Below are 17,724 nucleotides of genomic sequence, written 5' to 3' on the forward strand. Positions count from 1 at the left end.
GAAGCGGTCTAAGGTATGGCTGACCTAACTTAGGTATAGCTAACCTACGGAGCTCGGCATGACCGCCATCTACCTGATCGGCCTGCGCGAAGGACTCGAGATCACGCTCGTCGTCTCGATCCTCGTGGCGTTCCTGGTCAAGAGCGACCGTCGGCACCTGCTGAAGTGGGTCTGGTCCGGCGTCGCGCTCGCCGCCCTCATCTCGATCGGCTTCACCACGCTGCTGGAGATCGGCGCCGCCGAGCTCAGCTTCGAGCAGCAGGAGCTGTTCGAGGCCATCGCCTCGTTCGTGGCCGTCATCTTCGTCACCTGGATGATCTTCTGGATGCGCCGCATGGCCCGGCGCATGGCCGCCGAGCTGCGTGGCAAGCTCGAAGAGGCGATCCAGGTCGGCTCGTTCGCCGTCGCCGGCATGGCCTTCCTCGCGGTGATCCGGGAGGGCCTGGAGACGTCGATCCTCTTCTATGCGGCCGCGCAGGGTGCGAAGGACACCGCGGAGCCGCTCGTCGGCATCTCGCTCGGCCTGCTCACCGCCGTCGTGCTCGGCTGGCTGCTGTACGCGAGCGCCGTGCGCATCAACCTGACGAAGTTCTTCATGTGGACCGGCGCCCTGCTCGTGCTGGTCGCCGCCGGCATCTTCAAGTACGGCGTGCACGACCTGCAGGAGGCCGGCATCGTCCCCGGCCTCAACACCTACGCGTACGACCTGAGCACCGCGTTCCCGCCCGACTCGTGGTACGCCGAGCTGCTGCGCGGCATGTTCAACTTCACGCCGCAGCCGTCCGTCCTGGAGACCGTCGCGTGGGCCGGCTACGGCATCCCGGTCCTCGTCCTGTTCCTGCTGCCGCTGCTGCGGCGGCAGCCGAAGACCGACGCGCCGCCGGCAGCGGAGCCGGCCAGCACCAACGCCTGAGGTACCCCCCCCGGAATCCCCTTCGTGTAGGAGCACCATGCGCATTTCACGACTGCTCGTCATCGGTGTCGCCTGCAGCCTGGCGGCGGCATGCGGCGGCGACAAGACCGAGAGCACGGAGAGCAAGGGCGACGGCAAGATCACCGTCACCGCGACCGACACCGAGTGCAACGTCGCGACGACCGAGGCCGTCGCCGGCCCGGTGACGTTCACCGTCAGCAACAAGGGCGGGAAGGTCACCGAGTTCTACGTCTACGCCAGCGGCGACCGGATCATGGGCGAGGTCGAGAACATCGCGCCCGGCCTGACCCGCGAGCTCATCGTCGAGCTGCCCGCCGGGACGTACGAGACGGCCTGCAAGCCCGGCATGATCGGCAAGGGCATCCGGGGCGGCTTCAAGGCGACCGGCGAGCACAAGCCGCTCACCGACGACGCCAAGCTCAAGCAGGCGACGGCCGACTACCAGCGGTACGTCAAGAGCCAGACCGGCGCCCTCATCGACAAGACCACCGAATTCGTCAACGCGGTCAAGGGCGGCGACGTCGCGAAGGCGAAGGAGCTCTTCCCGATCGCCCGCACGTACTGGGAGCGCATCGAGCCCGTCGCGGAGAGCTTCGGCGACCTCGACCCGGCCATCGACGCCCGCGACGGCGACCTGGAGCCCGGCCAGGAGTGGACCGGCTTCCACAAGCTGGAGCAGGACCTCTGGGTGAACAACGACGTCAGCAAGTCCGGCCCGACGGCCGACAAGCTGCTCACCGACGTCAAGACGATCGTCGAGAAGGCGAACACCGTCGAGCTGTCCCCGCTGAACCTGGCCAACGGCGCCAAGGAGCTGCTCGACGAGGTGGCCACCGGGAAGATCACCGGCGAGGAGGACCGCTACTCGCACACCGACCTGTGGGACTTCGCGGCCAACCTCGAGGGCTCGCGGGCGGCGATCGCCGCGCTGCGCCCGGTCATCGAGGAGAAGGACGCCGCGCTGGCCAAGACCCTCGACGAGAAGTTCGCCGCGGCCCAGGCCGAGCTCGACAAGCACCGCAAGGGCGACGGCTGGAAGCTGCACAACGAGCTGTCGGAGGCCGAGCTCAAGTCGCTCGGCGACACGATCAACGCGCTCGCGGAGCCGATCAGCAAGGTCGCCCCGCTGGTCGCCACCAAGTAGTCACGCACCGGCCGCGGGGGTGAGGCACCCCCGCGGCCGTCCACCATGGAGGTTGCGATGGACCGCCGGAAGATGCTCGGCCTCGCCGGGGCCGGAGCCGTCGGAGCGGCCGCCGCCGGTGTCGTCGGCGCGCAGGTGTTCGACACCCCACAGCCCGCGCAGGCCGCCGACGCGGGCGCCGCCATCCCCTTCTACGGCGAGCACCAGGCCGGGATCGTCACCCCGGCCCAGGACCGCCTGCACTTCGTCGCGTTCGACGTCATCACCAGCAAGCGGGACGAGCTCGTCGAGCTGCTGCAGCGCTGGACCATGGCCGCCGCGCGGATGACCGCCGGCAAGGACGCCGGCAGCATCGGCGCGGTGAACGGCGCGGCCGAGGCCGCGCCCGACGACACCGGCGAGGCGATCGGCCTGCCGCCGTCCGGCCTCACCCTGACGATCGGCTTCGGGCCGACCCTCTTCCGCACCGCCGACGGCAAGGACCGCTTCGGCATCGCCGGCAAGCGCCCGCCGGCCCTCACCGACCTGCCCCGGTTCGCCAAGGACACGCTGCTGCCGGAGATCTCCGGCGGCGACCTCTGCGTGCAGGCCTGCGCCCACGACCCGCAGGTCGCCGTGCACGCGGTGCGCAACCTCGCCCGCATCGGCTTCGGCACGGTGAGCGTGCGCTGGTCGCAGCTCGGCTTCGGCCGCACCTCGTCGACCTCGCGCAGCCAGACCACGGCCCGCAACCTGTTCGGCTTCAAGGACGGCACCGCCAACCTCAAGGCCGAGGACACGAAGCTGCTGCAGGACCAGCTCTGGGTGCAGCCCGGCGACGGTCCGGAGTGGATGGCCGGCGGCTCCTACGTGGTCACCCGCAAGATCCGGATGCTCATCGAGACGTGGGACCGCACCTCGCTCGGCGAGCAGGAGGCGATCATCGGCCGGAACAAGGGCGAGGGCGCGCCGCTGACGGGGACGAAGGAGTTCGACGAGCCGGCCTTCGCGGTGCAGGACGCCGCGGGCGGGTCCACGATCGCGATGGATTCGCATGTACGGCTGGCGCACCCGGACTTCAACAACGGCGCCCGGTTACTGCGCCGCGGCTACAACTTCGTCGATGGCTCCGACGGCCTCGGACGGCTCGACGCGGGCCTGTTCTTCATTGCGTACCAACGGGATCCGCGCCGCCAGTTCGTCCCCATGCAGACCCAGCTCTCCCGTCAGGACGCACTCAACGAGTACATCCGCCACGTGTCAAGTGGTTTGTTCGCCTGCCCGCCGGGCATCAGGGCCGCCGACGACTACTGGGGTAGATCCTTGTTTGAGTAGATTTGGGGGCTTGTTTCCGGGGCATTTCGGGCGTGGGTCGGCAAGATCTACTTGCACTATGTGTAATCTCGCGACTCCTCAACGTCCGTTGGGACCGCAAATTCGTCCCGCATTCGTCCGCATAACGGGACAGTTACGAATCTCTACATCCTCTATGCAGGTAGCCCCTCGCGTCGTTTCCTTTAGGCACCACAACGCAGCCCGGTTGGCCCACGGTCGTGCCCGCGACCGCGGACTGGTCGTGGCCCGGGCCTGCGTTTCTGACTGGAGGGGACATGCGCACGAGATCGAAGGGGCTTACCAGCCTCGTTGCGGTCGGGGCGGCCACCGTGCTCGTCCTGAGCGCTTGCGGTGGCGGCGGCAGCAAGAACAATGACACGCCGACGTCCAACGCCGGTTACGCGGACTGCGAGAAGAACCCGAACACCTGCAACAGTGGGCAGACCAAGCCCGGTGGTGAATACGTCTTCGGCCTGGAGCAGAGCTTCACGAGCTGGAACGTCAACACCGAGGAAGGCAACACGCTGGTCGCCGCGCAGGCGATGTCCGGCCTCATCCCGCAGGTCTTCAAGTCGGACCCGGGTGGTCAGCTACAGCTCAACACCGACCTGCTCGTTTCGGCGGAGCTCACGAACCAGAACCCGCAGACGGTCGTCTACAAGATCAAGCCGGACGCCGTGTGGAACGACGGCACGCCGATCGGCATCGACGACTTCACGCTCGCCTGGAAGCAGAACTCCGGCAAGAAGGAGCACTGCACGGAGTGCGCGCCGGCGAGCTCGTCCGGCTGGGAGCTCATCAAGAGCATCGTCGGCTCCGACGGCGGCAAGACGGTGACGCTCACCTTCGAGGACGGCAAGACCTACGCCGACTGGAAGGGCCTCTACTCCACCGACGGCCTCTACCCGGCCCACCTCGCCACCAAGCAGGGCTTCGACCTCAACAAGCCCGAGGGCGTCAACAGCGCCGCCAACTGGTTCAGCGAGACGGTCCCGACCTGGTCCGGCGGCCCGCTGGTCATCGAGTCCTTCACCAAGGACCAGTCGCTGGTGCTCAAGAAGAACGACAAGTGGTACGGCAAGGTCAAGCCCTCGCTGGACAAGGTCGTCTTCAAGTTCATCATCGACCAGGGCTCCGTGATCCCGGCGCTGAAGAACAAGGAGATCACCGGCATGTCGCCGCAGCCGAACGCGGCGCTCGTCAACGGCGCGGCTGAGACGCCCGGCGTGATCTACCGCATCGGCCACGGGTACACGTGGGAGCACATCGACCTGAACCTGAAGAACAAGTACCTGGCCGACGCCGCCCTGCGCCAGGCGATCTTCACGGCGATCAACGTCAAGTCGGTGATCGAGAAGACCTACGGCGTCTTCGACAAGCAGGCCAAGCCGCTCGGCAGCCACAACTTCTTCCCCGGTGACCCCAACTACAAGGACGTCGTCTCGTCGACCGGCCAGGGCTCGGGTGACATCGAGAAGGCGAAGAAGATCCTCACCGACGCCGGCTACAAGATCGAGGGCGGCAAGCTCATCACCAAGGCGGGCGAGACCGTGCCGGCCTTCCGCTTCCGCCACACCAAGGGCAACCAGCTGCGCGCCACGACCGGCGAGCTGGTGCAGGCCGCGCTGAAGAACCTCGGCATCGACATCAAGATCGAGGTCACCGAGACCCTCGGCAAGACGCTCACCACCGGTGACTTCGACTTCATCATCTTCGCCTGGGTCGGCAGCCCGCTCTTCCAGGGCTCGGCCGAGCAGAACTGGGTGACCGGCGGCGGCGGCAACTACGGCAACTACTCGAACTCGCAGGTCGACGACCTCAACAAGCAGGGTGCGCAGGCGCTCGACCCCAAGAAGGGCGCCGACCTGCTCAACCAGGCCAACGAGATCATGGCCAAGGACGCGTACGTGCTGCCGCTCGTGCAGAAGCCGACGCTCACCTTCACGTACTCCGACTACGTGAACTTCCGCGACAACCCGACGCAGTGGAGCCCGACCTACAACATCCAGGAATGGGGCCAGAAGGCCGCCTGAGTCTGGGCTTACTCACACGGGGGACCCCGGACGCCGGCGACGGCGTCCGGGGTCCTGCGTCAAGCGGAGGTAGATCATGATTGCCTATGCGGTGCGCCGGCTCCTGATCGGAATCCCGGTACTCCTCGCCGCCTCGATCTTCGTGTTCGTCATCGCGTCCCTCTCGGGCAACCCCATCGACGACATGGAAGCGCGGAACCCACCGGTACCGCTGGAAACCCGCCAGATCGAGGCCCACCGGCTCGGCCTGGACAAGTCCCTGCCCGAGCGGTACGTCAACTGGCTGTTCGACCTCGTCGTGCACGGCGACTTCGGCGAGTCCACCGAGCGCAGCATCAACATCGGTGACCAGCTCGGCGAGCGCCTCTGGGTCACCCTGCGGCTGGTCTTCGTGGCCATGCTGCTCGCCGTGATCCTCGCCGTCATCTCCGGCGTGATCAGCGCCGTCAAGCAGTACAGCAAGGTCGACTACGGCTTCACGTTCATGGGCTTCCTGGCCCTGTCGATCCCGTCCTTCTGGCTGGCGCTGCTGCTCAAGGAGGCCGGCATCGCCTACAACCAGAGCACCGGGACGCAGACCTTCTACACGCTCGGCGACAAGGACTACAACCACGACCGGTTCGACACGTGGGGGAAGATCACCGACATCGCCGGGCACATGGTGCTGCCCACGATCGCGTTGACGCTGATCACCTACGCGGCCTGGAGCCGGTACCAGCGCGGCGCCATGCTGGAGGTCCTCAACAGCGACTACGTCCGCCTGGCCCGGGCCAAGGGCCTGCGCAGCCGGCAGGTGATGATCCGCCACGCGCTGCGCACCGCGCTCATCCCGCTGACCACGATCACCGCGGTCGACATCGGCGGCATCTTCGGCGGCGCGGTCATCACCGAGACCGTCTTCAACTGGGCCGGGATGGGGACGTACCTGCTGGAGTCCGTCTATCGGCGCGACGTGAACTCGATCCTGGGCTGGCTGCTCATCTCCGGCCTCGTGGTCATCCTGTTCAACATCGTCGCCGACCTGCTGTACGCCGTGCTCGACCCGAGGATTCGCTATGAGTGACACGACCGTCGCCGCCAAGCCCCCGGCGCCGCAGACCGTGCAGGAGATCACCACCCGGCAACGGACCCAGTTCGAGCTCGTCGTCCGGCGCTTCCTGCGGCACAAGCTCGCCGTCGGCAGCCTGGTGCTGTTCCTCCTGATCGTGCTGTTCGCGTTCGTCGGGCCGCTCCTGTGGAAGTACGACTACACCTACATCGACGGCCCGAGCTACTCGCCGCCGTCGATGGACTACCCGCTCGGCACCGACCAGGCCGGCCACGACCTGCTCGGCCAGAGCATGCGCGGCACCCAGCAGTCGCTGAAGATCTCGCTGCTGGTGGCGCTGATCGCGACCACCTTCGGCGCGCTGTGGGGCGCCGTCGCCGGCTTCTACCGGGGCTGGCTCGACGGCGTGCTCATGCGCATCGCCGACGTGATCCTGACCCTCCCCAGCATCGCCATCGCGGTGGCCCTCGCGGTCAACTTCCGCGGCGGCGCCAGCTGGTGGGGCCTCGCCCTGGTGCTGTCGTTCCTGGCCTGGGCCGGCATCTCCCGCGTGGTCCGGGGCGTCGTGCTCTCGCTGCGCGAGCAGGAGTTCATCGAGGCGGCCAAGGCGATGGGCGCGAGCGACCTGCGGATCATCCTGCGGCACCTGCTGCCCAACGCGCTCGGCACGATCATCGTCGCGGCCACCGTCACCATCGCGACGACGATCCTCGCCGAGACCGCCCTGTCGTTCATCGGCTTCGGCGTGCAGCGGCCGGACACCTCGCTCGGCCTGCTCATCAACGACGCCAAGCTGTCCGTGCAGGACCAGCCCTGGCTGTTCTACTTCCCGGGCCTGTTCATCATCCTCATCGCGCTCACCGTCAACTTCGTGGGCGACGGGCTCCGCGACGCCTTCGACCCCCGACAGACCTTGGTGCGCCGATGACCAGCATCTCTTTGGACCCACCTGTCGCCACCGACACGGTGCTCGAGGTCAGCGACCTCAGCGTGGCCTTCCCGACCGAGGACGGGCTGGTCAAGGCCGTGCGCGGGGTCTCGTACTCGCTCAAGCGCGGCGAGACGCTCGGCATCGTCGGCGAGTCCGGCTCCGGCAAGTCGGTGACGTCGCTCGCCCTCATGGGCCTGCTGCCGCGCTCCGCCCGGATCACCGGCTCCGCCAAGTTCCGCGGCGAGGAGCTGCTCGGCAAGAACGACCGCGAGATGAGCGCCGTCCGGGGCAAACACCTGGCGATGATCTTCCAGGACCCGCTGACGTCGCTCAATCCGGTGTACCCCATCGGCAAGCAGATCGCGGAGGCCGTCCTCGTCCACAACGAGGTCAGCAAACGCACCGCCTGGGACCGGGCCGTCGAGCTGCTGCGGGTGGTCGGCATCCCGCACGCCGAGCAGCGCGTGCACAACTACCCGCACGAGATGTCCGGCGGCATGCGCCAGCGCGTCGTCATCGCGATCGCCATGGCCAACAACCCGGAGGTCATGATCGCGGACGAGCCCACCACGGCGCTCGACGTGACCGTGCAGGCGCAGGTCCTGGAGGCCCTCGAAGCCGCCCGGACCGAGATCGGCGCCGCGCTCGTGCTCATCACGCACGACCTCGGCGTGATCGCCGGGCACGCGGACCGGATCTGCGTCATGTACGCCGGGAAGCTCGTCGAGTCGGGCACGGTCGACGACATCTTCTACCGCCCGCGCATGCCCTACGCGCTCGGCCTGCTCGGCAGCCTGCCCCGCGTCGACGAGGGGCGCGACGCCCGGCTCACGCCGATCGTCGGCACCCCGCCGTCGCTGCTCAACCTGCCGCCGGGCTGCCCGTTCCGGCCGCGCTGCCCGCTCGCGCAGGAGGTCTGCGACGAGTCGGAGCCGCCGCTCGCGCAGGTCGAGCACGGTCACCTCGCGGCCTGCCACTTCAGCGACCAGCTGGGGTCGGCGTCGGCGGCCGACGTCTTCACGGTCACCTCGATCGACGTCGACACCGACGAGGTCGATGTGGCGTCCACGTCCTTGGCCACCGACGTGGCCGACGTCACCGAGGAGGGCGCGTGACCGCCGCCGTAGACGCCGCCGGCACCGTCGGCACCAAGGCCGTCATCTCCGCCCGCAACCTGGTCAAGCACTTCCCGGTCCGCTCGCGTGGCATCCTGCGCCGGCGGGTCGGCGAGGTGCACGCGGTCTGCGACGTGTCGTTCGAGATCGGCGCCAACGAGACCCTCGGGCTCGTCGGCGAGTCGGGCTGCGGCAAGTCGACCACGGCCCGCCTGCTGCTCAACCTGATCCGCCCGACGAGCGGCTCCATCCAGTACGACGGCAGGGACCTGGCGACGCTGTCCCGGGCCCAGATGCGCCCGCTGCGGCGGGACCTGCAGATCGTGTTCCAGGACCCGTTCGCCTCGCTCGACCCGCGCATGACGGTGTTCGAGATCGTCGCCGAGCCGCTGCGCATCCACGGCCTGTTCGGCTCCTCGGGCCGCTCCGCGGTCCGCGAGCTGATGCAGACCGTGGGCCTGAACGCGGAGCACGGCAACCGGTACCCGCACGAGTTCTCCGGCGGCCAGCGCCAGCGGATCGGGATCGCCCGGGCCCTGGCGCTGCGCCCCAAGGTCCTCGTGCTGGACGAGCCGGTGTCGGCCCTGGACGTCTCCATCCAGGCCGGCGTGATCAACCTGCTGGAGGACCTGCAGACCGAGCTCGGGCTGTCCTACCTCTTCGTCTCGCACGATCTCTCGGTGGTACGGCACATCGCCCACCGCGTCGCCGTGATGTACCTCGGCAAGATCGTGGAGACCGCCTCGGTCGAGGAGCTCTTCACGAAGGCCTCGCACCCGTACACGCAGGCCCTCATCTCGGCGATCCCGCTGCCCGACCCGCGCAAGGAGCGGATGCGGCAGCGCATCCTGCTCACGGGCGACGTGCCGAGCCCGGTGGACCCGCCGTCGGGCTGCCGGTTCCGGACCCGCTGCCCGAAGTTCGCCGCCGTACTCTCCGGCGACGAGCAGCGGCGCTGCGTCTCGGAGGAGCCGGCGCTGATCGACCGCGGCCAGGGCCACCTGAGCGCCTGCCACTACGCGGAGGCGGTCAAGCTCGTCTGATGCGCGCGGCCCCGGGGCACTGCTGCCTCGGGGCCGCTGCGTCGGGCCGCTGCGTCGCTGTTCTGATCAGCGGTGCGGTGCGGCCGGGCGGATCGGCGTCATGGTTCCGGGCGGCGCCTGCGGCATCGTTCCCTGCGGCGTCTGGGGCATCGCTCCGGGCGGCGTCTGGGGCATCGTGAAGGCCGGGTCCACGGGCTCGGCTGCATCGGTGACGTCGGCGCCGTGATGGTTCCCGTCACCGCCGGCGGCGGGGCGGGGTTCAGGGCGGCGGCCAGACTCGGGAACATGCTCGCCGACGCGGCCCGGACCTTCACCAGCTGCCGGGCCGCCCGGCGGTGCCGTTCGGCGAGCACGGCGGCCAGGTACGCCCAGCCCGGCACCCCGACCGGCGGCGGCGGGGTCGTGCAGGCGGCGACCTCCCGGGCGAGCGCCTGGCCGAGCTGGGTGCGGGCCGGCTCGCTGATCTCGCGGTTGCGGGCGAGGAAGTGCCGCACCGCGAGGGCCAGGCTGTCGTCGAGCCCGGTCAGGTCGAGCAGCGCCGCCCAGCGGGCCAGCGGCGGCGGCATCGCGGGCACCCAGCCCCAGCTCGCCGGGGTACGTTCGTGGATGACGATGGTGCCGGCCGCCAGGTCGCCGAGGCGCTTGCCGCTCCGGTTGAGCAGGAGGGTGCCGAGGCTGGCCAGCCAGGTGATGACGGGCATCAGCAGCCCGGGCCACTCCAGCGCCAGCCCCACCAGCCCGCGCGTGAACGCGTGCCGGAACCGCACCGGCCCGCCGTCGTCACGCACGACGCGCAGCCCCATGGCGGCCTTGCCGGGGGTGCGCCCGCGGAGCAGAGTTTCCCAGAAGACGGGGTATCCCAGCAGTACCGTGGCGATCAACACCAGCGAGATCGCCTGCTGCAGTCCCAGGTCGAGCAGCCCCACGATCGACGTCGCCCACATGATCAGCGTGGCCACGATCATGAGCGCGAAGTACAGCACGACCTGCAGCGCGATGTCGATCACCAGCGCGAGCACCCGCGAGCCGGCCCGCGCCACACGCACGTCCAGCTCCACGGCCTCGCCACTGACGAGCCGGTCGCCGGGAACCTCGGGGGCGGACGTGACGGCCATGGCGACCAGTGTCCTACAAGCACGCACTCCTGTGTTCCCGCCCGCTGCCGGTCTTCCCGCGGCGCGGCCTCGCGTTTCCGTGCCCTTGTGGTCTTCCCGCGCGTTTCTGGTCTTCCGCGCTTCTGGTCTTCCCGTGCTTCTGGTCTTCCCGCGCGTTTGTGGTCTTCCCTTGGGCGCCTGATCTCCCGCGCGGGTCCTCGACCTCGACGCGGACCGTGCGCCCCCTGCGTGTCGCGCGGGCCGTCTACGCTGCCGGGGTGGACCTGGACGCGTACGTCGCCGAGCACGGCGGTGAGTGGCGGCGGCTGGAGGAGCTCAGCAGGCGCCGTCGCGTGACCGCCGCCGAGGCCGACGAGCTCGTCGCCCTGTACCAGCGCGCGGCGACGCACCTGTCCCTCGTGCGCAGCCGCTCGCCCGACCCGGCGCTCGTGGCCCGCCTGTCCCGCCTGGTCCTCACCGCCCGCAACGCGATCACGGGCGCGCCCTCCTTCTCGTGGCAGACGATCGGCCGCTTCTTCACGACGACCTTCCCCCTGGCCGTGTACCGCGCATGGCCCTGGTGGTGCGGCGTCGCCACCGCCTTCTCGCTGTTCACGTTCGGCATGATGGCGTACATCGCCGCCAACCCCGAGGTGGCGAACTACTTCGTCTCCGACCGCGAGATCGCCACCCTGGTCAACAGCGAGTTCGAGGGCTACTACAGCGAGTTCCAGCCCCAGAACTCCACCCTGCGCGTCTGGACCAACAACGCCCTGCTGACCGGCATGGTCCTGGCAGCAGGTGTACTGCTGGTGCCCGTCGTCTACATCCTCTTCCTCAACGCCCTGAACACGGGCCTGGTGGGCGGCGTCATGATCGCGTACGGCCGCAGCGAGGTCTTCTTCGGCATGATCATCCCGCACGGCCTCCTGGAACTGACCGCGGTCTTCATCGGCGCCGGCGTGGGCCTGCGCATCGGCTGGTCGTGGATAGCCCCCGGCCCGTACCGCACCAGGGGCCGCGCCCTGGCCGACACCGCCCGCGAGGGCATGCTGGTGGCCCTGGGCCTGGTGGTCGTACTCCTCGTGAGCGGCCTCCTGGAGGGCTTCCTCACCCCGGCCCCGATCCCGATGCTCCTGAAGGACCTGGTGGGCGCGCTGGTCTGGGGCGCATTCCTGACCTACATCGTGATCCTCGGCCGCCGGGCGTCGCAGAAGGGCGAGTCCACGGCCCTCCCGGAAGACCAGACCGAGGCCGCCCTCCCAACCGCCTGACCCACAGCAGCCACGCGCCCGGCACCGCGCCGCTCCCGCCCGGGCACCCGAGTGGGGTCGCTTCGCCCATTGCTCGCAAGATCGTCGCCTCCGCGCTCGAATCCTCAGGACCGGGTCGGCCCTTGTCAGCGGCGGCCCCTGTGAGAGGCGGCCGCTGTCAGAGGCGGCCGGAGTGCTTCAGGGCTAAGTAATGGTCGGTCAGCCTGGAGGCGAACTCGTCCACCGGTGCGTCGACGACCTCGACCCCGTGGTGTCGCAGGGCGGCGGCCACGCGGTCGCGTTCGGTGAGGGCGCGCTGGGCGGCTGCGGCGGCGTACACGTCCGCCGGCTTCGCCGCCGGCCCGACGCGGGCCATCCGGGTCAGCTCCGGGTCGTGGACGGCCGCGACGATCACCTTGTGGCGGGCGGCCAGCTGCGGCAACACGGGCATGAGCCCCTCGCCGAGCGCGCCCGGCTCCAGCGCCGTGAACAGCACCACCAGGGCCCGCTTCCGCTCGCGCCGCAGCACCTCGCCGGCGACCAGCCCGAAGTCGGTCTCGACCAGCGCCGGCTCCAGCGGGGCCATCGCCGTCACCAGGCGGAACAGCAGCGTGCGCTTCTCGACGTTCGTCACCGACGCGCGGACGGCGGTGTCGACGGCCAGCAGGTCGACCCGGTCGTCGGCGCGCGAGGCCACCGACGCGAGCAGCATCGCCGCGTCCATCGCGGCGTCGAGGCGCGGCTCGTCACCGATGCGCGCCGCCGAGGTGCGGCCCGTGTCGAGCACGCACACGAGCCGCCGGTCGCGCTCGGGCCGCCAGGTCCGCACCACGACGTCCGACCGCCGCGCGCTGCCGCGCCAGTCGATGGAGCGCACGTCGTCACCGAGCACGTACTCCCGCAGCGTGTCGAACTCCGTCCCCTGCCCGCGCCCGCGCGTCACCACCGACCCGTCGAGCACACGCAGGCGCGCCAGCTTCTCCGGCAGCAGCCGCCGCGAACTGAAGCGCGGATACACCCGCAGCGTCCACGGCGGCGTCAACGCGTCCGCGGTCGCGCGGGTGCTCTGCCGGTACGCCAGGCGCATCGGCCCATACGCCCGCACCGTCACCCGCACGGCCAGCCGGTCGCCGCGCCGCGTCGGGGTGAGCCTGGTGGTCAGGGCGACGGTCCGCCCCGACTCGATCCGCACGTCCTGGATCGCTGGCAAGGCCCCGGCGGAGGGCACCCACGCGTCGCGCACCTGCCCGGCGAACATCCGGTCGGATCCGTTCTGGACGATCAGCTTCACGACGCCCGACTCGCCGAGCCAGACGGCCTGGTCGCCGGTGCGGGTCATCTTCAGCTGTCTCGGCGACGGGGCGCTCAGGGCGTCGACCACCGCGGCGGCGACGATCCCGAGCACGAGCAGCCCGGCGACCGACCAGAGCACCGCCGGGCTGATCCCGCCGTCCGTGACCAGCCCGACGATCGAGAGCAGCACCGTGCCCGCCGCGAGCAGCGCCGCCGGCCGCCAGGTGATCACGCCGCCACCGCCGCCGTCGGCGCGTGCCCGGCGGCCGCTCCGCTGCGAGCCGGAGCCGGGCTCACCGCTCCAGCTGACGCGCGGGCCATCGCTCGGGACACGGGTGGCAGGGGCCCGGTCGGCCTGGTCGGCTGGGTCATCGCGGCGTCGGGACGGTGGCCAGCACCGAGTCGAGGACGGCGTCGGAGGTGACGCCCTCGAGCTCCGCCTCGGGCCGCAGGCGCACCCGGTGCCGCAGCGTCGGCCGGGCCAGCGCCTTGACGTCGTCGGGCGTGACGTAGTCGCGGCCGGTCAGCCAGGCCCACGCCTTGGCCGCCGCGAGCAGCGCCGTGGCGCCGCGCGGGGAGGCGCCGAGCTCCAGCGACGGCGAGACCCGGGTCGTGCGGCAGAGATCCACGATGTACGCGAGCACGCCGTCCGCCACCGCCACCCGCTGCACCGCAGCCCGCGCGACCACCAGGTCGGCCGCGGTCGCCACGGCCTGCACGCCGGCGTCGCGGAGGCGGCGCGGGTCGAACCCCCGGTGGTGGGCCCGCAGCACCCCCAGCTCCTCGTCGCGGGTCGGCAGCGGCACGGTCAGCTTCAGCAGGAACCGGTCGAGCTGCGCCTCGGGCAGCGGATAGGTGCCCTCATACTCGATCGGGTTCTGCGTGGCGGCGACCAGGAACGGATCGGGCAGCGCCCGCGCCCGCCCCTCGACCGACACCTGCCGCTCCTCCATGACCTCCAGCAGCGAGGCCTGCGTCTTCGGCGGCGTCCGGTTGATCTCGTCGGCGAGCAGCAGGTTGGTGAACACCGGCCCCTCGCGGAACTGGAACTCGGCGCTGCGCGCGTCGAAGATCAGCGAACCGGTGACGTCGCCGGGCATGAGGTCGGGCGTGAACTGCACGCGCTTGGAGTCGAGGTCGAGCGCGGCCGCGATGGTCCGGATGAGCAGCGTCTTCGCCACACCCGGCACGCCTTCGAGCAGCACGTGGCCGCGTGCCAGCAGCGCGATGACCATGCCGGTCACCACAGCGTCCTGGCCGACGACGACCTTGCCCACCTCGGCACGCAGGCGCCCGAGCGCGGCCCGGGCCTGCTGCGTCCCGGCGTCGGCCCCGGTGCCCTGGGTCATCGGAATGGCGGTGTCGGTCACCGTGACTCTCCTTCGAGTGGCGCGTGCGTTGCCGGGCCGGCTGATGCCTCGGTCGTGGATGGCCCACCGGCCGGCGCGGCCGGACCGGCGGTCGGTGCCGCGGCGTCATGCCCCGGTGCGGCCGGTCCGCCCGCCGCGGTGGCCGGTGACGTCGGCGCCGGGGACGACGAGGCTGGCGGTGAGGGCGCTGGTGGTGACGACGCTGGTGGTGACGAGGCCGACGACGGCGAGGCGTCGGCCGGCGATGACGGGGACGCGGCGGGCCGTTGCGCGGCGACCGCGTCCGCCAGCCGCTCGAGGCGGGTGGCCGCGGCGACGAGCTGGTCGTCGTCCAGCGGCGGCGGCCCGAACAGCGTCTGCTCGACCAGCTCGGCCGGCCAGCCGCTCTGCGCGGCGACCGCCTCGACGAGCGCCTGGCGCTCGGTCTCCGGCTCGAGCCGCAGCAGCCGGGACAGCCGCGCGACCGCCGCCTCGCGCAGCGTCCGCAGGGACTCGTCGCGTGCCCGCGCCCGCAGGTAGAGCCGGCCGCGCCCGGACACCGTCTCCGTCGCCCGGACGACGACCGGCAACGGCTCGACCACGGGCCCGCCGAGCCGGCGCGCCTGGGCGGCCGCGAGCGCCACGAAGATCGCGATGAGCAGCGCCGCCGCCACCTGTGACCACGGCGGGAACGCCTGCAGCAGCGGGTTGGGCGGCGCGTCGGAGTCGCCGTCGACGCCGCCCGCCTGCGGCTGGCCGCCCGACCCGCTGTCCTCGTCGCGGACGGGGAACTCGGGGTCGGCGGGCTCCCCGGACGCCGGCGGGCGTAGCGACGGCGGCGCGGCCGGGCCGCTGCCGAGGGACGGGTCCTTGTCGACGAGCGGCGGCGGCTCGTTGCGGTGCAGGTCGAGCCAGATCAGGGTGGGCGCCCCCGTCAGCAGCCCGGTCGCGAGCCGGGCGTTGCCGTGCTCGCCGATCCGGTCGTTGCGGAACGGGTCGGCCGACCCGACGACGACGATCCGGCCCGATCCCCGGGTCAGCACCACGAGCGCGCCGTCGTAGCAGCGGTCCAGCTCGCGCCCCCCGTCGGGGTCGACCGGCCCGTACCGCGTGCGGCCGACCGCGGCCCGCCCCGCCTCGGCTGCGGGCGCGAAGCCGCACCCGGGCTCCGAGACCACGCTCGCATACTGCCGGTCGGTGCTGACGATCGGCAGGAAGCCCTCGTACATCGTCTTGGACCGGGGTTCGACCACGACCACGGTGGTCGACGACGGCAGCAGCTTCAGCATGCGCAGGTAATAGGGGTGCATCAGCTCGGGCGTGGTGATGAGCAGCGTCGCGTTGCCGTCGTGGGCGGACACGAGCGCGTCGGACGACTTCGTCCTGCGCTCGATCCGGACCCCGGCGTCACGCACGCGGCCGGCGAGCGTCGCCGCGCCGATGTCGGCCGTGCTGGACGGCGACAGGTATGCCTCGTCGTCCTCGTCCGGCTGCTCCAGCTGATACAGCAGCGTGCCGATCAGGATGAGCACCAGGACGATCGCGGGCGGCAGCACCAGTCGCAGCCACCGCCGGCTCCGCCGCGGCTTCGGCGGCGCCGCGTCCGGCGCGGTCGTCCCCGGTGCCTCGGCCGGCGCGTCCGGTGCCGACGGCGGGATCATCGCGGTCGTCATGCCCCGACCTCCGCGGCGAGCCGGCGCATCCGGTCGTCGTGCTCCGCGGTGGCCGGACGCTGCCCGTACCAGATCTCGGAGAAGATGCCCGTCGCGCTGCGCAGCGGGGTGTCGAGCCCCGGCAGCGCGGCGCCCGCTGCCCGGGCGAGCTCGGTGACGGTCATGCCGGGCTGGTGCTCCAGCACCCGGCGCTCGACGAGCCCGCGGACGATGGCCCGCAGCCGCTCCCGGACCGCCTCCGCATAGCGCCCCTCGGCGGCCAGCCGGTCGGCCAGCGACATGAACGCGTGCGCCGGCAGCTCGGGCAGCTCGGCGTCGGGCTCCGGCTCGGTCTCGGGCGCCGGCACCACGGGGAGCTCGGCGTCCTCGTGCTGCACCCGCTTGCGCCGGCGCAGGAAGCCGGGCAGCCGCCGCGGCACCCAGGCGGGATAGAAGAAGTGCAGGGCGGCGAAGGCGACCGACACGGTGATCAGGATGAAGAGGAGCCAGGCCAGCGACAGCACGCTGCACACGTCCTGCAGCAGCTCGGACCATTCGCGGGTCATCGCGCCGCCCCCAGGATCGCCGAGCCGGCCAGGTCGACGGGCCGGCCGAGCCGGCGGATGCGCCCGATCGCGATGTCCAGGCCCTCGACCCGCATCCGGGTCTCCAGGTAGAGCACCGCGTCGATGCACGCGAGTGTCGCATAGGCCACCGCGTCGACGAGCACCCACAGCGAGAGCATCAGCAGCGTGAACACGATCGTCCCCGGACGCACGGCGACCTGCAGCAGTCCGTAGGCCGTAGACCCCAGGACCAGCCGGATGGCGGCCCAGCTGCAGTAGCCGCCGAGCCGGACGGCCGCGCCGCGCAGGCCGACCGACGCCAGGCGGAACGACCGGCCCAGCGCCCGGGCGGGACCGATCCGGTCGACCACGAGCGCCGGCGCCGCCAGGCCGACCAGACCGAAGAGGAACAGCCAGGGCAGCATCAGGAAGAGCGCGGCGGGCAGCAGGATCGCGGCGGTCACCGCCGCCACCACCAGCAGCGCCGGCAACCGGCGCACCGCCTGTCGCAACAGGTGCCGCCAGCCGGCCGGCTGGCCGAGCAGGCCGGGTCCGGCGGCCACGCCGGCCAGCCCGCCGAGCAGCGCGAGGATCGCGCCCTCGCTGGCCAGCCCGGCGCAGAAGGCCAGCCAGGTCGGCCCGATCCGGTCGAAGCCGGGCAGGTGGAGCGGCGGATCCGTGCCGGCCCACGCCCGCAGGGGATAGAGGACGGCCTGCTCGCACATCGCCAGCACGGCGGCTGACACCAGGAGCAGGGGCCACTGCACGCGCAGCAGCGACACCGCGGCGTCCAGCAACTCACCGAAGGTGAGGGGACGCATCGGTATCACGGCCCGGGTGTCTTCCACGCGGACACCGTAGTAGGCCCGAGCGACAAATTTGTGCCGATGGCCACCTGGGTCACGCAGCGTCGACGTGATCGACACGGAGGGGTACGGATCGCCCAAGATCGGCC

At 71.1% G+C, this 17,724-nt stretch carries 15 protein-coding genes; 9 read left to right on the forward strand and 6 right to left on the reverse strand.

Annotation, left to right across the window (positions count from 1 at the left end; all coding sequences use genetic code 11):
- The first annotated feature begins 58 nt into the window (after window positions 1-58).
- The 8 genes from efeU (at window position 59) to IEZ31_RS19875 (ending at window position 9,562) form a co-directional block, all read left to right on the forward strand.
- Window positions 59-913, forward strand: a complete 855-nt coding sequence (gene efeU, locus IEZ31_RS19840) for an iron uptake transporter permease EfeU (RefSeq protein ID WP_190251393.1) — start codon at window positions 59-61, stop codon at window positions 911-913.
- 37 nt (window positions 914-950) lie between these two features.
- Window positions 951-2,078 carry an iron uptake system protein EfeO gene (gene efeO, locus IEZ31_RS19845; protein WP_190251394.1) on the forward strand — a complete coding sequence of 376 codons (1,128 nt, stop codon included), beginning with the start codon at window positions 951-953 and terminating at the stop codon, window positions 2,076-2,078.
- Window positions 2,079-2,135: 57 nt separating this feature from the next.
- On the forward strand, window positions 2,136-3,392 hold the full coding sequence (efeB, locus tag IEZ31_RS19850) for an iron uptake transporter deferrochelatase/peroxidase subunit (RefSeq protein ID WP_190251395.1): 1,257 nt from the start codon (window positions 2,136-2,138) through the stop codon (window positions 3,390-3,392).
- Between the two features lie 275 nt (window positions 3,393-3,667).
- Window positions 3,668-5,425, forward strand: coding sequence for an ABC transporter family substrate-binding protein (locus IEZ31_RS19855; protein WP_190251396.1), 1,758 nt, complete (start codon window positions 3,668-3,670; stop codon window positions 5,423-5,425).
- A gap of 76 nt (window positions 5,426-5,501) precedes the next feature.
- Entirely contained in the window at window positions 5,502-6,488 is a 987-nt protein-coding gene (locus IEZ31_RS19860; RefSeq protein ID WP_190251397.1) for an ABC transporter permease, read from the forward strand.
- The gene (locus IEZ31_RS19865) at window positions 6,481-7,401 is read left to right on the forward strand and encodes an ABC transporter permease (RefSeq protein ID WP_190251398.1); all 921 of its coding nucleotides are present in this window, start codon (window positions 6,481-6,483) and stop codon (window positions 7,399-7,401) included. Before IEZ31_RS19860 ends, IEZ31_RS19865 begins: the two co-directional genes overlap by 8 nt.
- Window positions 7,398-8,519: an ABC transporter ATP-binding protein gene (locus tag IEZ31_RS19870; RefSeq protein ID WP_190251399.1), complete on the forward strand. Its 1,122-nt coding sequence runs from the start codon at window positions 7,398-7,400 to the stop codon at window positions 8,517-8,519. The genes IEZ31_RS19865 and IEZ31_RS19870 overlap by 4 nt, the downstream gene beginning before the upstream one ends.
- Window positions 8,516-9,562: an ABC transporter ATP-binding protein gene (locus IEZ31_RS19875; protein WP_190251400.1), complete on the forward strand. Its 1,047-nt coding sequence runs from the start codon at window positions 8,516-8,518 to the stop codon at window positions 9,560-9,562. Before IEZ31_RS19870 ends, IEZ31_RS19875 begins: the two co-directional genes overlap by 4 nt.
- A 98-nt stretch (window positions 9,563-9,660) precedes the next feature.
- Here the strand turns inward: IEZ31_RS19875 and IEZ31_RS19880 are convergent, their stop codons facing one another.
- Entirely contained in the window at window positions 9,661-10,677 is a 1,017-nt protein-coding gene (locus tag IEZ31_RS19880; RefSeq protein WP_229835550.1) for an RDD family protein, read from the reverse strand.
- Between the two features lie 257 nt (window positions 10,678-10,934).
- Here IEZ31_RS19880 and IEZ31_RS19885 point away from each other — a divergent pair, with 257 nt between their 5' ends.
- Complete coding sequence (locus tag IEZ31_RS19885) at window positions 10,935-11,930, forward strand: stage II sporulation protein M (protein WP_190251401.1); 996 nt, start codon at window positions 10,935-10,937, stop codon at window positions 11,928-11,930.
- 157 nt (window positions 11,931-12,087) lie between these two features.
- Here the strand turns inward: IEZ31_RS19885 and IEZ31_RS19890 are convergent, their stop codons facing one another.
- The 5 genes from IEZ31_RS19890 to IEZ31_RS19910 form a co-directional block, all read right to left on the reverse strand.
- Complete coding sequence (locus IEZ31_RS19890; RefSeq protein WP_373294637.1) at window positions 12,088-13,434, reverse strand: DUF58 domain-containing protein; 1,347 nt, start codon at window positions 13,432-13,434, stop codon at window positions 12,088-12,090.
- A gap of 136 nt (window positions 13,435-13,570) precedes the next feature.
- Entirely contained in the window at window positions 13,571-14,551 is a 981-nt protein-coding gene (locus IEZ31_RS19895) for an AAA family ATPase (protein ID WP_190251500.1), read from the reverse strand.
- 17 nt (window positions 14,552-14,568) lie between these two features.
- A complete protein-coding gene (locus tag IEZ31_RS19900; RefSeq protein WP_190251402.1) occupies window positions 14,569-16,224 on the reverse strand; it encodes a DUF4350 domain-containing protein in 1,656 nt (551 codons plus the stop codon).
- Window positions 16,221-16,769: a DUF4129 domain-containing protein gene (locus IEZ31_RS19905; RefSeq protein ID WP_190251403.1), complete on the reverse strand. Its 549-nt coding sequence runs from the start codon at window positions 16,767-16,769 to the stop codon at window positions 16,221-16,223. Before IEZ31_RS19905 ends, IEZ31_RS19900 begins: the two co-directional genes overlap by 4 nt.
- Window positions 16,766-17,617 (reverse strand): hypothetical protein, encoded by an 852-nt coding sequence (locus IEZ31_RS19910; RefSeq protein ID WP_190251404.1) that lies wholly within the window; start codon window positions 17,615-17,617, stop codon window positions 16,766-16,768. Before IEZ31_RS19910 ends, IEZ31_RS19905 begins: the two co-directional genes overlap by 4 nt.
- Window positions 17,618-17,724: the final 107 nt, after the last annotated feature.

It is taken from the genome of Dactylosporangium sucinum (assembly GCF_014647515.1).
Lineage (GTDB): Bacteria > Actinomycetota > Actinomycetes > Mycobacteriales > Micromonosporaceae > Dactylosporangium > Dactylosporangium sucinum.

What these genes read in the sequence shown, in the direction of transcription:
- efeU (WP_190251393.1), top strand. Translation starts at nt 59, where the DNA reads ATGACCGCCATCTACCTGATCGGCCTGCGCGAAGGACTCGAGATCACG.
- efeO (WP_190251394.1), top strand. Translation starts at nt 951, where the DNA reads ATGCGCATTTCACGACTGCTCGTCATCGGTGTCGCCTGCAGCCTGGCG.
- efeB (WP_190251395.1), top strand. Translation starts at nt 2,136, where the DNA reads ATGGACCGCCGGAAGATGCTCGGCCTCGCCGGGGCCGGAGCCGTCGGA.
- IEZ31_RS19855 (WP_190251396.1), top strand. Translation starts at nt 3,668, where the DNA reads ATGCGCACGAGATCGAAGGGGCTTACCAGCCTCGTTGCGGTCGGGGCG.
- IEZ31_RS19860 (WP_190251397.1), top strand. Translation starts at nt 5,502, where the DNA reads ATGATTGCCTATGCGGTGCGCCGGCTCCTGATCGGAATCCCGGTACTC.
- IEZ31_RS19865 (WP_190251398.1), top strand. Translation starts at nt 6,481, where the DNA reads ATGAGTGACACGACCGTCGCCGCCAAGCCCCCGGCGCCGCAGACCGTG.
- IEZ31_RS19870 (WP_190251399.1), top strand. Translation starts at nt 7,398, where the DNA reads ATGACCAGCATCTCTTTGGACCCACCTGTCGCCACCGACACGGTGCTC.
- IEZ31_RS19880 (WP_229835550.1), bottom strand. Translation starts at nt 10,677, where the DNA reads ATGGCCGTCACGTCCGCCCCCGAGGTTCCCGGCGACCGGCTCGTCAGT.
- IEZ31_RS19895 (WP_190251500.1), bottom strand. Translation starts at nt 14,551, where the DNA reads ATGACCCAGGGCACCGGGGCCGACGCCGGGACGCAGCAGGCCCGGGCC.
- IEZ31_RS19900 (WP_190251402.1), bottom strand. Translation starts at nt 16,224, where the DNA reads ATGACGACCGCGATGATCCCGCCGTCGGCACCGGACGCGCCGGCCGAG.
- IEZ31_RS19905 (WP_190251403.1), bottom strand. Translation starts at nt 16,769, where the DNA reads ATGACCCGCGAATGGTCCGAGCTGCTGCAGGACGTGTGCAGCGTGCTG.